This window comes from Pseudomonas viridiflava, assembly GCF_900184295.1.
Classification (GTDB): Bacteria; Pseudomonadota; Gammaproteobacteria; order Pseudomonadales; family Pseudomonadaceae; genus Aquipseudomonas; species Aquipseudomonas viridiflava.
The window spans coordinates 6,074,353-6,093,513 of sequence record NZ_LT855380.1; the positions used below are offsets into that span (position 1 = coordinate 6,074,353).

Sequence of the window (19,161 nt, forward strand, 5' to 3'; positions counted from 1 at the left end):
TCCTAGCTGACAGCGGCACAAATCAGATTGATGCCGCGGGCCTGTATCTGGTCGCGCGCCTCGGTGGGCAGACGATCATCGGTAATAAGGGTGTGGATACTGCTCCAGGGCAGCTCCAGGTTGGGGATCTTGCGGCCGACCTTGTCGGCTTCGACCATCACAACGACTTCCCGGGCGACCTCAGCCATGACGCGGCTCAGACCCAGCAATTCGTTGAAGGTCGTGGTGCCACGGATCAGATCGATACCGTCGGCACCGATGAACAATTGATCAAAATCGTAGGAGCGCAGCACCTGTTCGGCGACCTGCCCTTGAAAGGATTCGGAATGCGGATCCCACGTCCCGCCAGTCATCAGCAGGACGGGTTCCTGTTCCAGTTCGGTCAGTGCGCGTGCGACGTGCAGCGAGTTGGTCATGACCACAAGGCCAGGCTGCGCGCCCAGTTCAGGGATCATCGCTGCGGTGGTGCTGCCGCTGTCGACAATGATGCGCGCGTGCTCGCGGATGCGGGTAACGGCAGCGCGAGCAATGGCCTGTTTGTATTTGGAGACAGGTTGAGCGCCTTCGCTTATCAGTTCGTGCGGCAAGGTGACTGCACCACCGTAGCGACGCAACAGCAGACCGTTGGTTTCGAGCGCGGCCAGATCCTTTCGGATCGTAACTTCTGAGGTTTCAAAACGCTTGGCCAGATCGTCCACACTGACCTCACCCTGCTGGCTCAGCAGGGCAAGAATGTTGTGGCGACGTTGAGGTGTATTGCGCTTCGACATGAGAACCTTAAGTTTCGATTCGAAAGATAACGAAGGCAATCAAAACCTATTTGAAGGGATTGGTCAAGGGTCGTAGCAGTTTACTGTGGCATTCGGCATGTGGAGCAATTACCGATAAACAGAGGATCGTGGGAGGCGGCTTGCCGGCGATGCATTCTTTCAGGCGACCTTATCAGTGACTGAACTGACGCTATCGCCGGCAAGCCGCCTCCCACGGTCTGTGGATAACTAGTCCTTCCTGATCTTGACCGGCCGCTTCCAGCCGTCGATGTTGCGCTGGCGGGCTCGGCCGACGGCCAACTGGGACTTATCCACATTCTGAGTGATTGTTGATCCAGCCGCCGTATTAGAGCCGCTCCCGATATCCACAGGTGCAATCAGAGAGTTGTTTGAGCCAATAAAGACGTCCTCGCCAATAGTGGTCTGGTGTTTGTTCGCACCGTCGTAATTGACGGTGATGGTGCCCGCGCCGATGTTTGTGCGAGCTCCGATGACCGTGTCACCCAGATAGGTCAGGTGCCCGGCTTTCACGCCTTCACCCAGCACGGCATTCTTCAGCTCAACAAAGTTACCCACATGCGCCTTGGCGCCCAATACGCTGCCAGGACGCAGACGCGCGAAAGGTCCAGCATCGCTGCCCTCTCCCAGAATCGCGCCTTCGATGTGGCTGTTGGCTTTAACGACAACACCTTTGCGCAATGTGCTGTCCTTGATAACGCAGTTCGGACCGATGACTACGTCATCCTCGATCACGACCTTGCCTTCGAGCACCACGTTGATGTCGATCAGCACATCACGACCGACGCTGACTTCACCGCGCACGTCGAAGCGCGCAGGGTCGCGCAGGGTGACGCCAGCGGCCATCAGACGGCGGGCTTCGCGCAACTGGTAGTGACGCTCAAGCTCGGAAAGCTGCTTGCGGTCGTTGGCGCCCTGCACTTCCATGGCGTCGTACGGCTGTTCCGTCGCAACCACCAGGCCATCGTTCACAGCCATGGCGATCACATCGGTCAGGTAATACTCGCCCTGCGCGTTGTTGTTGGAGAGACGCCCCAGCCACTCGGCCAGACGCTTGCCGGGTACTGCCAGGATGCCGGTGTTGCCTTCGGTGATCGCCTTCTGGGCGTCGGTTGCATCCTTATGCTCGACGATAGCAGCCACCCGGCCTTGCTCGTCGCGCACGATACGGCCATAGCCCGTCGGATCATTCAAGGTGACAGTCAACAGACCCAACTGCTCAGAGCTAACCAGTTTGAGCAGACGCTGCAGCGTGTCGACTTCAATCAGGGGCACGTCGCCGTAGAGGATCAGGACGGTTTCAGCCGTCAGTGCAGGCACGGCCTGAGCCACGGCATGGCCTGTGCCGAGTTGCTTGTCCTGCATCACGAAATTCAGATCGTCAGCCGCCAGACGCTCGCGCACCACATCCGCGCCGTGGCCGATCACCACATGGATGCCGCTTGGGGATAACTGGCGGGCACTGTGGATAACATGACCCAGCATGGAGTTGCCCGCAACGGGGTGGAGTACCTTCGGCAAGGCCGAACGCATCCGGGTACCTTGGCCAGCAGCAAGAATGACGATATCGAGAGACATGAGGACTACCAACTGAGCGGCGCGGCAATCATAGCCAGCGGCCGGGGACGGGCTTATTCGGAAAAAGAAAAAGGGTAGCCGAGGCTACCCTTTTTCTCAATCGCGCATGAAGCAGCGGGGTTAGCCGCCGAACTTCTTGCGAATTTGCTGAACGGTACGCAGCTGAGCTGCGGCCTCGGCCAGACGAGCAGTTGCAGATCCGTAGTCGAAGTCTGCGCCTTTCTCGTTCAGGGCCTTCTCTGCAGCCTTTACAGCTGCTTGAGCGGAGGCTTCGTCCAGGTCGCCAGCACGTTGCACAGTATCGGCAAGCACCTTGACCATGTTCGGCTGAACCTCAAGGAAACCACCGGAGATGTAGAACACCTCGGCTTCCCCACCCTGCTTGATCAAGCGGATCGGGCCCGGCTTCAGATCAGTGATCAGCGGCGCGTGGCCTGGAGCGATACCGATATCACCCAGGTTACCGTGCGCAATCACCATCTCGACCAGACCGGAGAAGATTTCCCCTTCCGCGCTGACGATGTCGCAATGGACTGTCATAGCCATTTGCTTGCCTCAACCTGATTAGCGCCCGTTTCCGGGCGCCGGGATTACAGTTTCTTGGCTTTCTCGATCGCTTCTTCGATGCCGCCGACCATGTAGAACGCTTGTTCTGGCAGGTGGTCGTAGTCACCGTTGAGGATGCCTTTGAAGCCAGCAATGGTGTCTTTCAGGGAAACGTATTTACCCGAAGCACCGGTGAAGACTTCTGCCACGAAGAAAGGCTGGGACAGGAAGCGCTGGATCTTACGAGCACGGTTAACCAACTGCTTGTCGGTCTCCGACAGCTCGTCCATACCCAGGATCGCGATGATGTCTTTCAGCTCTTTGTAACGCTGCAACACGTACTGAACGCCGCGAGCGGTGTCGTAGTGTTCCTGGCCGATAACGTTCGGGTCCAGCTGGCGCGAAGTCGAGTCGAGTGGATCGACCGCCGGGTAGATACCCAGGGAGGCGATGTCACGGGACAGTACGACGGTTGCGTCCAAGTGGGCAAACGTGGTCGCTGGCGACGGGTCGGTCAAGTCGTCCGCTGGTACGTATACCGCCTGGATCGAGGTGATCGAACCGTTCTTGGTCGAAGTGATGCGCTCTTGCAGAGTACCCATCTCTTCGGCCAGGGTCGGCTGGTAACCTACTGCGGAAGGCATACGGCCCAGCAGTGCGGATACTTCAGTACCGGCCAGTGTGTAACGGTAGATGTTGTCGACGAACAGCAGAACGTCGTTACCTTCGTCACGGAACTTCTCGGCCATGGTCAGGCCGGTCAGGGCTACGCGCAGACGGTTACCCGGCGGCTCGTTCATCTGGCCGTAGACCAGAGCAACCTTGTCCAGAACGTTGGAATCCTTCATCTCGTGGTAGAAGTCGTTACCCTCACGAGTACGCTCACCCACACCGGCGAACACGGAATAACCGCTGTGCTCGATGGCGATGTTACGGATCAGTTCCATCATGTTTACGGTCTTGCCGACACCGGCACCACCGAACAGACCGACTTTACCGCCTTTGGCGAACGGGCAGACCAGGTCGATAACCTTGATGCCTGTTTCCAGCAGATCGTTGCCACCCGCTTGCTCAGCGAAGGTTGGCGCAGGACGGTGAATGCCCCAGCGCTCTTCGGTGGCGATCGGACCAGCTTCGTCAATCGGGTTGCCCAGTACGTCCATGATCCGGCCCAGAGTCGCTTTACCGACCGGTACGGAGATGGCTGCGCCAGAGTCTGTTACTTCCAGACCACGCTTCAAGCCCTCGGTGGAGCCCATCGCAATGGTACGAACCACGCCGTCGCCCAGCTGCTGCTGAACTTCCAGGGTGGTTTCTGCCGCGCTCTGTACTTTCAGCGCGTTGTAGATACTCGGTACGCTATCGCGTGGAAATTCCACGTCGATCACGGCGCCGATGATTTGAACGATACGTCCGCTACTCATTAGCTGGTTCCTCTAATATTTGAACCGTTAAACCGCGGCAGCGCCGCCGACGATTTCCGAGATCTCTTGGGTGATCGCTGCCTGACGCGCCTTGTTGTAGATCAGCTGCAAATCGCTGATCAGATCACCGGCGTTGTCGGTGGCGTTCTTCATTGCAATCATCCGCGCCGCTTGTTCAGCTGCGTTGTTCTCGACCACCGCCTGGTACACCTGCGACTCAACGTAGCGAACCATCAAGCCATCGAGCAGCTCTTTGGCATCGGGTTCGTAGAGATAGTCCCAGTGGTGCTTGAGTTCCTGATCCGGGGTTGCCACCAGCGGAATCAACTGCTCCACCGTTGGCTGTTGCGTCATGGTGTTGATGAACTTGTTGGATACCACGGACAGGCGATCAATACGGCCATCCAGGTAGGCATCCAGCATCACCTTGACGCTGCCGATCAAATCATTGATCGACGGCTCTTCGCCCAGGTGGCTGATTGCAGCGACGACGTTACCGCCGAAGTTGCGGAAAAATGCCGCACCTTTGCTGCCAACCACGCACAGATCGATCTCTACGCCGTTTTCACGGTTTACCGCCATGTCCTTGACCAAAGCCTTGAACAGGTTGGTATTCAAGCCGCCGCACAGACCACGGTCACTGCTCACCACGACATAACCGACACGCTTTACTTCGCGCTCGATCATGAAAGGGTGGCGATATTCCGGGTTAGCGTTGGCAAGATGACCAATCACCTGGCGGATACGATCCGCGTAAGGACGGCTAGCAGCCATGCGCATTTGAGCCTTGCGCATTTTGCTGACCGCCACTTTTTCCATGGCGCTGGTGATCTTTTGCGTGCTTTTGATGCTCGCAATCTTGCTGCGAATCTCTTTTGCGCCTGCCATGTAACACCTATCAGGTTAGCAAGCGGGAGCCTTCCGGCCCCCGCTGCGGCTTACCAGGTTTGGGTGGCCTTGAACTTCTCGATGCCGGCTTTCATGCCAGAATCGATTTCGTCATTGAAGTCACCCTTCACGTTGATCTTCGCCATCAAATCGGCGTGATCGCGGTTGAAGTAAGCAATCAGCGCTTGTTCAAAGCTGCCAATCTTGGCGATTTCGATGTCGGTCAGGAACCCACGCTCAGCGGCATACAGCGACAGCGCCATGTCAGCGATCGACATTGGTGCGTATTGCTTCTGCTTCATCAGCTCGGTAACGCGCTGACCATGCTCAAGTTGCTTACGGGTCGCTTCGTCCAGGTCAGAAGCGAACTGGGCGAATGCCGCCAGTTCACGGTACTGAGCCAGAGCGGTACGGATACCACCGGAGAGCTTCTTGATGATCTTGGTCTGAGCGGCACCACCTACACGCGATACCGAAACACCGGCGTTCACAGCTGGACGGATGCCAGAGTTGAACATGGCCGATTCCAGGAATATCTGACCGTCGGTGATGGAAATCACGTTGGTCGGAACGAACGCGGAAACGTCGCCAGCCTGGGTTTCGATGATCGGCAGTGCAGTCAGGGAACCGGTTTTGCCGGTCACTGCGCCGTTGGTGAACTTCTCTACGTACTCTTCGGAAACACGCGATGCGCGCTCCAGCAGACGGGAGTGGAGATAGAACACGTCACCCGGGTAGGCTTCACGGCCTGGTGGACGGCGCAGCAGCAGGGAAATCTGGCGGTAAGCCACTGCTTGCTTGGACAGATCGTCATAAACGATCAGCGCGTCTTCACCGCGGTCGCGGAAGAACTCACCCATGGTGCAACCCGAGTACGGTGCAAGGAACTGCAGCGCAGCGGATTCGGAAGCACTTGCAGCCACGACGATGGTGTTAGCCAGTGCGCCGTTTTCTTCGAGCTTGCGAACCACGTTGGCGATGGTCGATTGTTTCTGACCGATTGCCACGTAGACGCAGAAGATGCCGCTGTCTTTCTGGTTGATGATTGCGTCGATGGCCAGAGCAGTCTTACCGATCTGACGGTCACCGATGATCAGCTCACGCTGGCCACGGCCGACTGGAATCATTGCATCGACAGCCTTGTAGCCAGTCTGTACAGGCTGGTCTACCGACTTACGCCAGATCACGCCTGGAGCAACTTTCTCGACCGCATCGGTCTCGGTGTTGTTCAGCGGACCTTTGCCGTCAACTGGGTTACCCAGTGCATCGACTACGCGACCCAGCAGTTCCTTACCAACCGGAACCTCCAGGATGCGGCCAGTGCACTTGGCGCTCATGCCTTCAGCCAGAGTCGTGTAAGCGCCCAGTACAACGGCACCCACGGAATCCTGCTCAAGGTTCAGCGCCATACCGTAGACGCCGCCCGGAAACTCGATCATCTCGCCGTACATTACGTCGGCCAGACCGTGAATCCGCACGATACCGTCAGACACGCTGACGACTGTGCCTTCGTTACGGGCTTGGGAGGTTACATCGAGCTTCTCGATGCGACCCTTGATGATTTCACTTATTTCGGAAGGATTGAGTTGCTGCATTGCTCTGCTGCCCCTTCAAACTCAAGATTTCAATGCTTCGGCTAGTTGCGCGATTTTGCCGCGAACTGAGCCATCGATAACCAGGTCGCCGGCGCGGATTACGACACCACCGATAAGGGTGGCATCCTCCGCAGCATGCAGGCGCACTTCCCGGCCGAGCCGTGCACTGAGAACCTTGGCGAGTTTGTCTTGCTGTTCTTGGTTCAATGCAAAAGCACTGGTGACATCCACATCGACCGATTTTTCCTGCTCGGCCTTGTACAGGTCGAACAGTTCGGCGATCTCCGGCAGAAGCGGGAGACGGTCGTTTTCAGCAACGACGTGGATGAAATTCTGTGCCTTGGCATCGAACTTGTCGCCACACACTTCAATAAAAGTGGTGGCCTTTTGTGCGCTCGTCAGTCGCGGGGCCTTGAGCATGCGCTGCATGGTGTCGTCTTGCGACACCGCAGCAGCCAGGCCGAGCATGGCTGACCAATTGGCCAGTTGCTGGTGGGCCTGCGCGTGCTCGAAGGCCGCCTTAGCGTAAGGTCGGGCCAACGTGGTCAGTTCTGCCATGATCGCCCTCGCTTAAATTTCAGCAGCCAGTTTGTTAACCAGCTCCGCGTGCGCGTTTTGATCGATTGTGGCACCCAGGATCTTCTCTGCACCATTGACTGCCAAGCTACCCAACTGGGCGCGCAAGGCGTCTTTGACACCGTTCAGTTCCTGCTCGATCTCGGCCTGAGCCTGAGCCTTCACACGGTCAGCTTCAACGCGAGCCTGTTCACGGGCTTCGTCGACAATCTGAGTACCGCGTTTCTTGGCTTGCTCAATGATTTCAGCTGCTTGAGCCTTAGCTTCGCGCAGTTGTTGACCCACTTTGTCTTGGGCCAGCTCCAGGTCGCGAGCTGCTCGGGAAGCAGCGTCCAGTCCATCCGCGATCTTCTTCTGACGTTCGTGCAAAGCCGCGATGACCGGAGGCCACACGAACTTCATGCAGAACAGCACAAAAATGAAGAACGCAACGGACTGGCCAATCAGGGTTGCATTAATGTTCACGCCAACACCTCGCTCGTTCGTTGTCCATCACACCAATCAACTCGAAAATTCGAGTGATCAGCCAGCGAGTTGACCAACGAAGGGGTTCGCAAAGGTGAAGAACAGAGCGATACCAACACCGATCATGGTCACGGCGTCGAGCAGGCCCGCTACGATGAACATTTTAACTTGCAGCATTGGAACCATTTCCGGCTGACGCGCTGCGCCTTCCAGGAACTTGCCGCCCAACAGGCCGAAACCGATTGCAGTACCCAGTGCGCCCAGGCCGATCAACAGTGCAACAGCGATAGCGGTTAGACCAACTACAGTTTCCATCTTTCCTCCCGACTTTTACGTCGTATTGGTTAGGTTTTTTTAATTAAAGCGGTAAAGCAAAATCGTTTGTTACATCAGCCCTTGCGGGCACCGTCCCGCAGTTTGCGGGACGGTCATCAGATACGCCCGGAGGCGAATCTCAATGGTTATCTTCGTGAGCCATCGACAGGTAGACGATGGTCAGCATCATGAAGATGAACGCTTGCAGGGTGATGATCAGGATGTGGAACACAGCCCATGCCCATTGCAGAACGATACCCAGCCCGCTCAACCAGAGCAGACCGCTGCCGAACATGACGGCGATCAGGATGAATACCAGCTCACCAGCATACATGTTGCCGAACAGACGCAGTGCCAGAGAAATCGGCTTGGCTACCAGCGTCACGAATTCCAGCAGGAAGTTGACCGGGATCAACAGTGCCTGAACGAAGATGTTCTTGCTGCCGAACGGGTGCAGGGTCAGTTCGCCGATGAAGCCGCCGATGCCCTTGACCTTGATGCTGTAGAAAATGATCAGCGCGAAAACCGACAGGGCCATGCCCAGTGTCGCGTTAGGGTCAGTCGTCGGAACGGCACGGAATGGAATGTGCTCGTCACCGGAGATCAGCATCGCCAGCTGAGGAATCCAGTCGACCGGTACCAGGTCGACGGCGTTCATCAGGAATACCCAGACGAAAATGGTCAGGGCCAGTGGCGCGATGACCGCGCTGCGGCCGTGGAAGCTGTCTTTCACGCTGCCATCGACGAACTCGACCAGTACTTCAACGAAGTTCTGCAGGGCGCCCGGCTGGCCGGAAGTCGCCTTCTTGGCCGCCATGCGGAAAATCAGAACGAAAATCAGACCCAGCGCAACCGACCAGCCGAGGGTATCGACGTGGAAAGCCCAGAAACCCATTTCCTTGGCTTCTGCTGCGGTGTGGGCAAAGCCCCATTCGCCATTGGGCAGGTGCCCGAATGTCAGGTTCTGCAAGTGGTGCTGGATATAGCCCGAAGCTGTTTGCTCTGCCATGGTTGCCTCAAACGCCCTAAGGTCTCGAAAGTCTTGTTCTCGTAAGCAGTGGAGCGAACCAGTTGACCACCTGGATCAACATGAACACTCCGAAAACCGCCAGCGGTGCCAGCGGCTTTACGCCTGCAAACGTCAGTGCAAAAAGCACTGCCGTCAAAATAAGTTTGCCCGCCTCGCCGGCGTAGAACGACCGGACGATGGCTTGAGCGGCTCGGGCTCCAGAAAACCGGAAAGCCTTGTGAGCGAAGTATAAATTGGGCAGCCAGGCTATCAGGCCTCCGCAGAGCCCCGAATATCCCGCTACGACTCCACGCCACTGCCACAGCGCCAACGCGGCTATCAGCAGGACGATCAATTGAGCCAGCAAAACCGGAAAAACCGCCAGGCGATGAAACGGCAAGCGGTCTGGCATGCGTGATTCCATCGCATTTGCTCCTTCGCTGTCGGTCGCCATCATCTGTAACTTGGCATAATTTGTGCCGACAAAATGCGCGCAGAGTATAGGGGCGGTTAAGTCCCTATTCAACAGTCAGGTAGTGATTTCCGACTATACGCTACAGAGCAATTGTTTCAGCGGATGTGAGCAAGCACACCTTGCAACTCATCCAGCGAGTTGTAGCGGATCACCAACTGCCCTTTTCCCTTCTGCCCGTGGCGGATCTGGACCGCAGACCCCAAACGCTCGGCCAGACGCTGCTCAAGGCGGCTGATGTCGGGGTCGGCTTTGGCAGGTTCCGCAGGGGTTTCCTTGCCGCTGAGCCACTGCCTGACCAGTGCTTCCGTCTGGCGTACGGTCAGCCCGCGTGCGACAACGTGTCGCGCTCCTTCGACCTGTCTTTCTTCCGGAAGACCGAGCAGGGCACGTGCATGGCCCATCTCCAGGTCGCCGTGGGACAGCATGGTCTTGATCACTTCCGGCAGCGCAATCAGTCGCAGCAGGTTGGCCACGCTGACACGGGACTTGCCGACGGCATCGGCCACCTGCTGCTGGGTCAGCTGGAATTCCTGCTGCAGACGCTGCAACGCCATCGCTTCTTCGATGGGGTTGAGATCTTCACGCTGGATGTTTTCGATCAGCGCCATGGCGATGGCGGTTTCATCCGGCACATCGCGAACCATGGCCGGGATCGTCTCGACACCTGCCTGCTGACTGGCACGCCAGCGACGTTCACCGGCAATGATTTCAAAACGGTTGTTGCCGATCGGGCGAATCACGATCGGCTGCATCACGCCCTGAGACTTGATCGACTGCGCAAGTTCTTCAAGCGCCTGGGGATCCATGTCACGGCGCGGCTGGTACTTGCCGCGCTGGATCATGTCCAGCGGCACATGCTGCAGCTCACGTTCGGGGGCCTTGATGGCCTGTTCTTCCAGCGAACTGACGGTTGGACTGCTCAGAAGTGCGTCCAACCCACGTCCGAGACCTCGTTTCTTGACGGCCATGGAAATTCCTTAGGTAGGCTGAGCGGTTTTCGCGCCGCGACGTTGACGACGAACCAGTTCACTGGCGAGCGCCAGATAAGCCAGCGCCCCGCGGGAAGACTTGTCGTAGGCCAGCACCGGCATACCGAAGCTCGGCGCCTCGGCCAGTCTGATGTTTCTCGGGATAACGGTATCGTACAGCTGCTCGCCAAAGTGTTCCTTGAGCTGCGCCGAGACATCGTTGATCAGGCTCAGACGCGGGTCGTACATCGTGCGCAGCAGGCCTTCGATCTTGAGCTGCGGGTTGAGCAGTTGGCCGATCCGCTTGATGTTATCCACAAGGTCGCTCAGACCTTCCAGTGCGAAATACTCGCACTGCATGGGAATAATCACGCCATCAGACGCCACCAGGGCGTTGAGCGTAAGCATCGACAGCGACGGAGGGCAGTCGATGAGAATGTAATCGTAGTTTTCGCGGATTGGCGCAAGCGCATTACGCAGACGGCTCTCCTTCATCTGCATTTCCAGCAGCACCACCTCGCCTGCGGTCAGGTCGCGGTTGGCTGGAAGCAGTTGGTAACCGCCGTGCTCGGAGAACTGCATGGCCTCAGCCAGATCGCATTCGCCAATCAGCAGGTCGTAAACGGAGTTTTCGAGGTTGTGTTTATCCACACCACTCCCCATGGTCGCATTGCCCTGGGGATCGAGATCGATCAGCAGCACGCGTCGTTTGGTAGCAACCAGTGACGCGGCGAGGTTGATGCATGTGGTGGTCTTGCCTACCCCACCTTTCTGGTTCGCTATCGCGAATACCTTAGCCATTATCGCTTGTGTTCCCAATCATGCCGTGCGGCGCAGTATCAGCAGATGGCGTTGGCCTTGGCAACCCGGAACGGTCAAGGCTTGTGCGCTATCAAGGTGAAAATCCGTGGGCAATGCTACCAGTTCATCGGCAGGATGCAGCCCTTTCATCGCCAGCCAGCGTGTCTGTGTGTCGCCCATGTGGCGAGTCCATCCGGCAAAGTCTTCCAGACTGCTGAACGCACGGGAAATGATTCCGTTGAACGGTACGTCCGGCTGGTAGGTTTCGGCGCGGCTGTGGATAACTTCGAGGTTATCCAGCTTCAGCTCCAGTTTGACCTGGGTCTGAAAGCGGGTCTTCTTGCCATTGCTGTCCAGCAGCGAAACCTTCATCTGCGGAAACATGATCGCCATGGGAATACCGGGCATGCCGCCCCCGCTGCCGACATCGAGCCAGCGTTCGCCTTCGGCGCCACCTTCGATGAAAGAAATCACACTCAGGCTGTCGAGCAAATGCCGGGACACCATCTCGTCCGGGTTGCGCACAGCCGTGAGGTTGTACGCCTTGTTCCACTTGATCAACAGCGCCAGATAGGCAAGCAGTTGTTCGTGCTGGACCAGAGTGAGCTCGATACCCAGAGCGCGGGCGCCTGTGGATAACTCTTCGGCGTGTTGCGGGGTAACCATAGAACTCAAGCGCTTTGCTCCAACTGACGGCCCGCGCCGCGTTTTTTCAAGTGAATCATCAACAGGGAAATCGCTGCAGGCGTGACACCCGGAATGCGCGAGGCCTGTCCGAGAGTTTCGGGGCGAGTTATCCCCAGCTTGCTTTGAATTTCTTTCGACAGACCGGAAATCCCCGCGTAATCGATGTCTTCAGGCAGCTTCGTGTCTTCGCTGGCACGCAAACGGGCGATTTCGTCCTGCTGCCGATCAATGTAACCGGCGTACTTGGTCTTGATCTCCACCTGCTCGGCGACCTGTGGATCAATGCAGCCCTCACCGGTGAGGGAAATCAGGCTGGCATAATCGATTTCTGGACGCGTCAGCAGATTGAGCAGGTTGTATTCGTGGGTCAGCGGCGTGCCGAAATGCGCGGCAATGGCATCGCCCTGTTCGGTACCCGGACGAACCCAGGTGCTTTTCAGACGCTGTTCTTCCAGCGCGATGTTTTCACGCTTGGTACAGAACGCGGCCCAACGCGCGTCATCGACCAGACCCAGCTCACGGCCTTTTTCGGTCAGACGCAGGTCAGCGTTGTCTTCGCGCAGGATCAAACGATATTCGGCGCGGGATGTGAACATCCGGTAAGGCTCTTGCGTACCCAGCGTGATCAGGTCATCAACCAACACCCCGATGTACGCCTCGTCACGACGCGGGCACCAGCTGTCGCGACCTTGCGCACGCAATGCCGCGTTGGTTCCGGCCAGCAAACCTTGAGCACCCGCTTCTTCGTAGCCGGTTGTGCCGTTGATCTGGCCTGCGAAGAACAGACCGCCGATCACCTTGGTTTCGAGGCTGTACTTCAGATCGCGTGGATCGAAGTAGTCGTACTCGATGGCATAGCCCGGGCGAACGATGTGCGCATTTTCCATGCCGCGAATCGAACGAACGATCTGCAGCTGCACATCGAAGGGCAGAGACGTGGAGATACCGTTCGGATACAGCTCGTGGGTGGTCAGACCTTCCGGCTCGATGAAGACCTGGTGGCTTTCCTTGTCCGCAAAGCGATGAATCTTGTCTTCGATCGATGGGCAGTAACGCGGGCCGATCCCTTCGATCACACCGGAATACATCGGCGAGCGATCAAGATTGGACGCAATGATTTCGTGTGTCCGCGCATTGGTGTGGGTAATCCAGCAACTCACTTGCGACGGATGTTGTTCCTTGGAACCCATGAACGACATAACGGGAATCGGCGTATCGCCCGGTTGCTCGGTCATCACCGAGAAATCGACAGAGCGGCCATCGATGCGTGGCGGCGTACCGGTCTTCAAGCGCCCTACCCGCAATGGCAGCTCGCGAAGACGGCGTGCAAGCGCGATGGACGGCGGATCACCCGCTCGGCCACCCGAATAATTCTGCATACCGATGTGGATAAGACCGCCCAAGAACGTGCCGGTGGTCAATACAACGGAATCAGCCAGGAAACGCAGGCCCATTTGCGTGACAACGCCACGGACCTGGTCCTGCTCGACAATCAGGTCGTCGCAGGATTGCTGAAATATCCACAGGTTCGGCTGGTTTTCAAGCGTCTCGCGAATAGCGGCCTTGTACAGAACGCGGTCTGCCTGGGCACGGGTTGCCCGCACGGCCGGGCCTTTGCGGCTGTTCAACACACGGAATTGAATGCCGCCTTTGTCAGTGGCCATGGCCATCGCGCCGCCAAGGGCGTCGATTTCCTTGACCAGATGACTTTTGCCGATGCCACCGATCGCAGGGTTGCAGCTCATCTGGCCGAGTGTTTCCACGTTATGCGTCAACAGCAGGGTTTTGACACCCATGCGTGCCGACGCAAGTGCGGCCTCGGTACCGGCATGACCGCCACCGATGACGATCACTTCAAAACGGGAAGGGAAATCCACCACGCACCTCGTGCCTGTTGTCGATGGGAAATTGGGATAGCTGACAAGTATAGGGACTTACCCCTCCTGAATGAAACCCGTTGCACAAAATTTAACCAGCTGTGGAAAACTCGCGGATAAAGAAAATAAAAAGGAAAGAAAGTTTATAAAGCCTTGTTTTTATGTTTATTCTTACTGAGCCATGTTTCTGTGGATAGATTCCTACAGGCCTTTATTTTCAATGTGTACAGAGATTCAAAAGCCTGTGGTCATGTGCCTGTGAGGGTTTGGGATAACCGTCCTGAGCCTGTGGATTAAAGTGCACTTTGTCCACAGGCCGGTTTATCTTCAGGTTTCAGGCCCGGTTATCAACCGAGCTGAGGCGCGGTTATGCACAGGGCTTATTTCACAGAAAATGATGAAATCGGCGGTTGCTCGACTGCTGGTCAGTGAAAAAAGGACTGTTGGATCGACGTGGGGAGAGCGTCTCGAGGCATCTGAAGGATTGAAAGCGATCAATCGTCCACAGCTGAAACCGCGATCAGACCGTATGCGAGGGAAGGTTTTGGCTTTGCGGAAGGGTTATCAACAGACAGCGGGACGATTGCCGTCCCTTTCAGACTGATTCGAATCTGATGCCTGATGCTGTCAGAGGCGTGACAGCATCTGTTTCGTGACTATTTACCGATGCAGAAGCTGGAAAAGATCCTGCCAAGCAGGTCATCGGAGCTGAAAGCACCGGTGATTTCCCCCAGTGACTGTTGGGCTTGGCGCAAATCCTCGGCCAACAGCTCTCCAGCGCCGGCAAGCGTCAACTGTGCCCTGCCGTGCTCCAAGGAGTCACTGGCGTGGCGCAGCGCTTCAAGGTGGCGACGACGAGCGCTGAAGCTGCTCTCGGAGGTCTGTTCATAGCCCATGCACGCCTTGAGATGTTCACGCAGCAGTTCAAGCCCTTCGCCGCCAGCCTTGGCGCTCAGGCTGATGGTGACATGACCGTCGGGGCTGGTTTCCAGGCCTGTAGTGTCGCCGCTCAGGTCAGACTTGTTTCGAATCAGTGTGACCTTGGCCGGATCAGGCCTCTGTTCCAGAAACTCGGGCCACAGCGCGAAGGGATCACTCGCTTCCGGTGCCGTTGCGTCTACCACCAGCAGGATCCTGTCCGCTTCGCCAATCGCCTTGAGAGCACGCTGCACGCCAATCATTTCCACCTGGTCCTGAGTGTCACGCAGGCCTGCAGTGTCCACCACGTGTAACGGCATGCCATCGATGTGGATATGTTCACGCAGTACATCGCGCGTAGTGCCGGCGATCTCCGTCACGATGGCAGCTTCACGTCCGGCCAGCGCATTGAGCAGGCTCGACTTGCCGGCGTTGGGCCGTCCAGCAATCACCACAGTCATACCATCACGCAACAACGCACCCTGCCCTGCTTCGCGCAGGACTGTGGATAACTCATCGCGCACGTTATCAAGCATGCTTAACACATGGCCATCGGCAAGGAAGTCGATTTCCTCTTCCGGGAAGTCGATTGCCGCCTCGACGTAGATCCGAAGACCGATCAATTTCTCGGTCAACTTATCCACACGTTGGGAAAACGCACCCTGCAATGAGCGCAGCGCATTGCGGGCAGCCTGTGCAGAACTTGCCTCGATCAGGTCTGCAATCGCTTCGGCCTGTGCCAGGTCCAGCTTGTCGTTGAGAAACGCGCGCTCGCTGAATTCACCGGGACGGGCCAGACGGCAACCCAATTCCAGGCAACGTTGCAGCAACATGTCGAGCACGATCGGACCACCGTGTCCCTGCAGCTCCAGAACATCTTCGCCGGTAAAGGAGTTTGGGCCGGGAAAGTACAGTGCGATGCCCTCGTCCAGTGTCTGGCCCGACGCATCGGCGAAAGGTCCGTAATGGGCATAACGGGGTTTGGGCGCACGCCCGATTATCGCCTGCGCTGCCTTGCTGGCCAGCGGACCTGAAATACGGACGATGCCGACGCCACCACGACCTTGAGCAGTCGCGATGGCGGCGATTGTTTCACGAGGGACGTTCATGGTCCGCCTCCTGTACAACTGACAGATAGCAAAACGCCCCACTGAGGGGGCGCCTTGTAGAACTTATTCACAGGTTAGATCAGGCAGCTGCTTTCTTGGTAGCCGCTTCGATCTTGCGAGTGATGTACGCCTGCTGTGCGATCGACAGGGTGTTGTTCACAACCCAGTACAGAACCAGACCGGCAGGGAACCACAGGAAGAAGAACGTGAAGATGATTGGCATCATTTTCATGACCTTGGCCTGCATCGGATCCGGAGGAGTCGGGTTCAGACGCTGCTGAATGAACATGGTCGCGCCCATGATGATCGGCAAAATGAAGAACGGGTCCTTGATCGACAGGTCGGTTATCCACAGGATCCATGGAGCCTGACGCATTTCCACGCTTTCCAGCAGTACCCAGTACAGCGACAGGAAAACGGGCATCTGCACAAGAATCGGCAAGCAACCACCCAGCGGGTTGATCTTCTCTTTCTTGTACAACTCCATCATTGCCTGGGACATTTTCTGGCGATCATCGCCATGTTGTTCCTTCAGCAAGGCCAGTTTCGGAGCTACGGCGCGCATGCGGGCCATGGATTTGTAGCTGGCTGCGGAGAGCGGGAAGAACAGACCCTTGATCAGCATGGTCAGGACGATGATCGACCAGCCCCAGTTGCCGAGAATCGCGTGGATATGTTGCAGCAGCCAGAAGATAGGCTGGGCAATGAACCACAGGAAGCCGTAATCGACCGTCAGTTCCAGACCTGGGGATAACTCTTTGAGTACCGCCTGGCTTTTCGGACCTGCGTACAAGGTCGCAGTGGTCTCGCCTTTGGCACCCGGAGCAACGGTCAACGTCGGGCTGGTAAAGCCGATGATGTAATTGCCCTGGCTGTCTTTACGGGTCTGAACCACGTTTGTTGCGTTGTGATCAGGAATCCACGCAGTCACGAAGTAGTGTTGCAGCCAGGCAACCCAGCCACCTTGAACCGTTTCCTTGACCTGACCCTTGTCGATATCTTTCATCGACACTTTCTTGTAGGGCTCGGCAGCTGTCCACAGAGCCGCACCAAGATAAGTGGCGGTACCGGTAGCTGTGGTCGACGATGGATCGGAGCTGGAATCGCGCTTCAATTGCGCGAACAGGTTACCGGCCCACGGCTGAGCGCTCTGGTTATCCACAACGTAGGTCACGACCAGGTCGTAAAGGCCACGTTTGAATGTGAAGCGCTTGATGTAATTGATGCCGTTTTCCGAGAATTTCAGGTCCACGACCATATCGTTCTGGCCATCAGCCAGTTGATAAGTCTTCTGTGTGGACGTGTAAACCGGACGACCGGCAGCACGAGCATCGGGACCATTGGTACCTGTCAGGCCACTTTGTGCCAGAAAAGTACGCTCGCCACCGTTGTCGAACAACTGAAACGGCACTTCAGGACGGTCCTGACGACGTGGATAAAGAGGCAGACGAAGCTGAACCACGTCACCACCCACTGGATCGATCGCCAGATCGAGCACGTCGGTCTTGACCTGAATCAGGTCTTTGCTGGCTACGGCCGGAGTTTCAAGAGGAGCCGCGGCAGTGGTTGCATTCGCGCTTGGAACATCAGCGCTGGCAGAACCATTATTACCAGCAGCCGTATCCGGAATACCCGGTGCGGTGTTGCTGGCTGCAACATTCTGGGTCGGCATGGCTGCCTGACCGTAGTCCTGGTTCCATTTCAGAACCCCGACGTAGGTCACGATTGCCAGGGCGACGATCAGGATCGTGCGTTTAATATCCATGATTACTCGGCCATCGAAGAAGAACGGGAGGTGGGGACAGGTGGAACCGGGTCATAACCACCGGGATTCCACGGATGACAGCGACCCAGGCGGCGCATTGCCAGCCAGCCGCCGCGCAAAAGGCCATGATTATCGATGGCTTCATACGCGTAGCAGGAGCAACTGGGGTAGAAACGACAGTGACTGGCCATCAGCGGGCTAATGGCATAGCGATAAAACTGGATCGGAACGAGTGCCAGTTTACGCATCGGGACTGTCCACCCCTGCAGGTTCGGTTTTTGTCTGTGGAGCAGGTTGGCTGCGTGCCAGACGTTTCCACAGCTTGCCGAAATGCTGAATCAGTTCAGGGTTTTCTACATCACCCAAACCTTTACGCGCGACGATAACGATATCCCAACCGACCAAACTGTCTTGGTATTGGCGAAATGATTCGCGCATCAGGCGTTTCAAACGATTGCGCTGAACGGAGAGCTTGACGCTCTTTTTACCTATCACAAGCCCCAGGCGGGGATGATCAAGGTCGTTGTTGCGCGCAAGGAGCAGGAGATTTTTCCCCGGAACCTTGCCGGTAGGGGAGTCAAAGACTGCCTTGAAATGCCGGGGAGTCAGCAAACGCTTTTCCCGACTGAAGTCTCGACTCACCTCCTGTGCCGATTTATCAAACTGCCAGACGCTTACGGCCTTTGGCGCGACGACGCGACAGAACGGCACGGCCGTTTTTGGTGGCCATACGTGCACGGAAACCGTGGGTGCGGGCGCGCTTGATAGTGCTGGGTTGGAAAGTACGTTTCATGGCGTGTTACCTGGTTCGTCCACTACGGGCCGGAATGGCCCCCGTTTTAAGAGACCGGGGATTCTAGAGAAAGCAGGCCCGCAGGTCAATTTCCAACCAGCTTTTCTTCAATAACGTTCTATATGGCCAATTTGCCGGTCTTGAAGGGAACGAATCGTCATGCACGCTGCACTGTTATAGAAATAAAAGAGAGAGAGTATTTAAAGCTTTTCTATAGAGCTTATAATTCTTACGTCGGGCATATCTGTGGATAAAACGCTGAGAGCTATGATATACAAGGTGTACAGCGTTTCAAAAGGTTGTCGAAAAACCGTGCTCTGCCTGTGCTGCACCCTCGGAAAAGCTGTGCATGAAAGGCTGTTTTATCCACAGGTATGTTATCCACAGACTTCAACCCCGACTTATGCAACGGGCTGAAGTGAGCTTATCCACAGAGCTTATGCACATACCGTTCGTCGTCTTTCATTCCTTCAAATCAATGATTTATAGCCGTCTGTTAGCAACCTACATGTGGATAAGTCTTCAACGGACCGTTACAATGGCGGTTGTTTTTGCCACACCGGCTTTTGACTTAGGGGATATCC

At 56.7% G+C, this 19,161-nt stretch carries 20 protein-coding genes; all 20 read right to left on the bottom strand.

Features of this window, described 5'->3' with window-relative positions; all coding sequences use genetic code 11:
* Window positions 1-2: 2 nt before the first annotated feature.
* The 20 genes from CFBP1590_RS27320 to rpmH all read right to left on the bottom strand — a co-directional run bounded on the left by CFBP1590_RS27320 (window position 3) and on the right by rpmH (window position 18,577).
* The gene (locus CFBP1590_RS27320; protein WP_004882433.1) at window positions 3-770 is read right to left on the bottom strand and encodes a DeoR/GlpR family DNA-binding transcription regulator; all 768 of its coding nucleotides are present in this window, start codon (window positions 768-770) and stop codon (window positions 3-5) included.
* 228 nt (window positions 771-998) lie between these two features.
* Complete coding sequence (glmU, locus tag CFBP1590_RS27325; protein WP_029241173.1) at window positions 999-2,366, bottom strand: bifunctional UDP-N-acetylglucosamine diphosphorylase/glucosamine-1-phosphate N-acetyltransferase GlmU; 1,368 nt, start codon at window positions 2,364-2,366, stop codon at window positions 999-1,001.
* 120 nt (window positions 2,367-2,486) lie between these two features.
* A complete protein-coding gene (locus CFBP1590_RS27330) occupies window positions 2,487-2,912 on the bottom strand; it encodes a F0F1 ATP synthase subunit epsilon (protein WP_029241174.1) in 426 nt (141 codons plus the stop codon).
* 44 nt (window positions 2,913-2,956) lie between these two features.
* On the bottom strand, window positions 2,957-4,336 hold the full coding sequence (gene atpD / locus CFBP1590_RS27335; protein WP_025996049.1) for a F0F1 ATP synthase subunit beta: 1,380 nt from the start codon (window positions 4,334-4,336) through the stop codon (window positions 2,957-2,959).
* Between the two features lie 27 nt (window positions 4,337-4,363).
* A complete protein-coding gene (gene atpG, locus CFBP1590_RS27340; RefSeq protein ID WP_004882437.1) occupies window positions 4,364-5,224 on the bottom strand; it encodes a F0F1 ATP synthase subunit gamma in 861 nt (286 codons plus the stop codon).
* Window positions 5,225-5,274: 50 nt separating this feature from the next.
* Window positions 5,275-6,819: a F0F1 ATP synthase subunit alpha gene (atpA, locus tag CFBP1590_RS27345; protein WP_004882438.1), complete on the bottom strand. Its 1,545-nt coding sequence runs from the start codon at window positions 6,817-6,819 to the stop codon at window positions 5,275-5,277.
* 21 nt (window positions 6,820-6,840) lie between these two features.
* Window positions 6,841-7,377: a F0F1 ATP synthase subunit delta gene (locus tag CFBP1590_RS27350; protein WP_004882439.1), complete on the bottom strand. Its 537-nt coding sequence runs from the start codon at window positions 7,375-7,377 to the stop codon at window positions 6,841-6,843.
* A gap of 12 nt (window positions 7,378-7,389) precedes the next feature.
* Window positions 7,390-7,860, bottom strand: coding sequence for a F0F1 ATP synthase subunit B (locus CFBP1590_RS27355; RefSeq protein WP_004882440.1), 471 nt, complete (start codon window positions 7,858-7,860; stop codon window positions 7,390-7,392).
* A gap of 57 nt (window positions 7,861-7,917) precedes the next feature.
* Window positions 7,918-8,175 carry a F0F1 ATP synthase subunit C gene (atpE, locus tag CFBP1590_RS27360; RefSeq protein ID WP_002555987.1) on the bottom strand — a complete coding sequence of 86 codons (258 nt, stop codon included), beginning with the start codon at window positions 8,173-8,175 and terminating at the stop codon, window positions 7,918-7,920.
* 139 nt (window positions 8,176-8,314) lie between these two features.
* A complete protein-coding gene (gene atpB / locus CFBP1590_RS27365; RefSeq protein ID WP_004882441.1) occupies window positions 8,315-9,184 on the bottom strand; it encodes a F0F1 ATP synthase subunit A in 870 nt (289 codons plus the stop codon).
* 16 nt (window positions 9,185-9,200) lie between these two features.
* On the bottom strand, window positions 9,201-9,608 hold the full coding sequence (locus tag CFBP1590_RS27370) for a F0F1 ATP synthase subunit I (RefSeq protein WP_004882442.1): 408 nt from the start codon (window positions 9,606-9,608) through the stop codon (window positions 9,201-9,203).
* Between the two features lie 146 nt (window positions 9,609-9,754).
* Window positions 9,755-10,627 carry a ParB/RepB/Spo0J family partition protein gene (locus tag CFBP1590_RS27375; RefSeq protein ID WP_004882443.1) on the bottom strand — a complete coding sequence of 291 codons (873 nt, stop codon included), beginning with the start codon at window positions 10,625-10,627 and terminating at the stop codon, window positions 9,755-9,757.
* Between the two features lie 9 nt (window positions 10,628-10,636).
* Window positions 10,637-11,428: a ParA family protein gene (locus tag CFBP1590_RS27380; RefSeq protein WP_004882444.1), complete on the bottom strand. Its 792-nt coding sequence runs from the start codon at window positions 11,426-11,428 to the stop codon at window positions 10,637-10,639.
* An 18-nt stretch (window positions 11,429-11,446) separates the two neighbouring features.
* Window positions 11,447-12,103 carry a 16S rRNA (guanine(527)-N(7))-methyltransferase RsmG gene (gene rsmG / locus CFBP1590_RS27385; RefSeq protein ID WP_029241176.1) on the bottom strand — a complete coding sequence of 219 codons (657 nt, stop codon included), beginning with the start codon at window positions 12,101-12,103 and terminating at the stop codon, window positions 11,447-11,449.
* Window positions 12,100-13,992 (bottom strand): tRNA uridine-5-carboxymethylaminomethyl(34) synthesis enzyme MnmG, encoded by a 1,893-nt coding sequence (mnmG, locus tag CFBP1590_RS27390; RefSeq protein WP_004882446.1) that lies wholly within the window; start codon window positions 13,990-13,992, stop codon window positions 12,100-12,102. Before mnmG ends, rsmG begins: the two co-directional genes overlap by 4 nt.
* A gap of 656 nt (window positions 13,993-14,648) precedes the next feature.
* The gene (gene mnmE / locus CFBP1590_RS27395) at window positions 14,649-16,019 is read right to left on the bottom strand and encodes a tRNA uridine-5-carboxymethylaminomethyl(34) synthesis GTPase MnmE (protein WP_088236333.1); all 1,371 of its coding nucleotides are present in this window, start codon (window positions 16,017-16,019) and stop codon (window positions 14,649-14,651) included.
* A 79-nt stretch (window positions 16,020-16,098) separates the two neighbouring features.
* A complete protein-coding gene (gene yidC, locus CFBP1590_RS27400; protein ID WP_088236334.1) occupies window positions 16,099-17,784 on the bottom strand; it encodes a membrane protein insertase YidC in 1,686 nt (561 codons plus the stop codon).
* A 2-nt stretch (window positions 17,785-17,786) separates the two neighbouring features.
* Window positions 17,787-18,032: a membrane protein insertion efficiency factor YidD gene (yidD, locus tag CFBP1590_RS27405; protein WP_004882449.1), complete on the bottom strand. Its 246-nt coding sequence runs from the start codon at window positions 18,030-18,032 to the stop codon at window positions 17,787-17,789.
* On the bottom strand, window positions 18,025-18,426 hold the full coding sequence (gene rnpA / locus CFBP1590_RS27410) for a ribonuclease P protein component (protein WP_088236335.1): 402 nt from the start codon (window positions 18,424-18,426) through the stop codon (window positions 18,025-18,027). The genes yidD and rnpA overlap by 8 nt, the downstream gene beginning before the upstream one ends.
* 16 nt (window positions 18,427-18,442) lie before the next feature.
* A complete protein-coding gene (gene rpmH / locus CFBP1590_RS27415) occupies window positions 18,443-18,577 on the bottom strand; it encodes a 50S ribosomal protein L34 (protein WP_002551315.1) in 135 nt (44 codons plus the stop codon).
* Between the last annotated feature and the right edge of the window lie 584 nt (window positions 18,578-19,161).

Coding starts and splice junctions, on each gene's coding strand:
- CFBP1590_RS27320 (WP_004882433.1), bottom strand. CDS start 770: ATGTCGAAGCGCAATACACCTCAACGTCGCCACAACATTCTTGCCCTG.
- glmU (WP_029241173.1), bottom strand. CDS start 2,366: ATGTCTCTCGATATCGTCATTCTTGCTGCTGGCCAAGGTACCCGGATG.
- CFBP1590_RS27330 (WP_029241174.1), bottom strand. CDS start 2,912: ATGGCTATGACAGTCCATTGCGACATCGTCAGCGCGGAAGGGGAAATC.
- atpD (WP_025996049.1), bottom strand. CDS start 4,336: ATGAGTAGCGGACGTATCGTTCAAATCATCGGCGCCGTGATCGACGTG.
- atpG (WP_004882437.1), bottom strand. CDS start 5,224: ATGGCAGGCGCAAAAGAGATTCGCAGCAAGATTGCGAGCATCAAAAGC.
- atpA (WP_004882438.1), bottom strand. CDS start 6,819: ATGCAGCAACTCAATCCTTCCGAAATAAGTGAAATCATCAAGGGTCGC.
- CFBP1590_RS27350 (WP_004882439.1), bottom strand. CDS start 7,377: ATGGCAGAACTGACCACGTTGGCCCGACCTTACGCTAAGGCGGCCTTC.
- atpE (WP_002555987.1), bottom strand. CDS start 8,175: ATGGAAACTGTAGTTGGTCTAACCGCTATCGCTGTTGCACTGTTGATC.
- atpB (WP_004882441.1), bottom strand. CDS start 9,184: ATGGCAGAGCAAACAGCTTCGGGCTATATCCAGCACCACTTGCAGAAC.
- CFBP1590_RS27370 (WP_004882442.1), bottom strand. CDS start 9,608: ATGGAATCACGCATGCCAGACCGCTTGCCGTTTCATCGCCTGGCGGTT.
- CFBP1590_RS27375 (WP_004882443.1), bottom strand. CDS start 10,627: ATGGCCGTCAAGAAACGAGGTCTCGGACGTGGGTTGGACGCACTTCTG.
- CFBP1590_RS27380 (WP_004882444.1), bottom strand. CDS start 11,428: ATGGCTAAGGTATTCGCGATAGCGAACCAGAAAGGTGGGGTAGGCAAG.
- mnmE (WP_088236333.1), bottom strand. CDS start 16,019: ATGAACGTCCCTCGTGAAACAATCGCCGCCATCGCGACTGCTCAAGGT.
- yidC (WP_088236334.1), bottom strand. CDS start 17,784: ATGGATATTAAACGCACGATCCTGATCGTCGCCCTGGCAATCGTGACC.
- yidD (WP_004882449.1), bottom strand. CDS start 18,032: ATGCGTAAACTGGCACTCGTTCCGATCCAGTTTTATCGCTATGCCATT.
- rpmH (WP_002551315.1), bottom strand. CDS start 18,577: ATGAAACGTACTTTCCAACCCAGCACTATCAAGCGCGCCCGCACCCAC.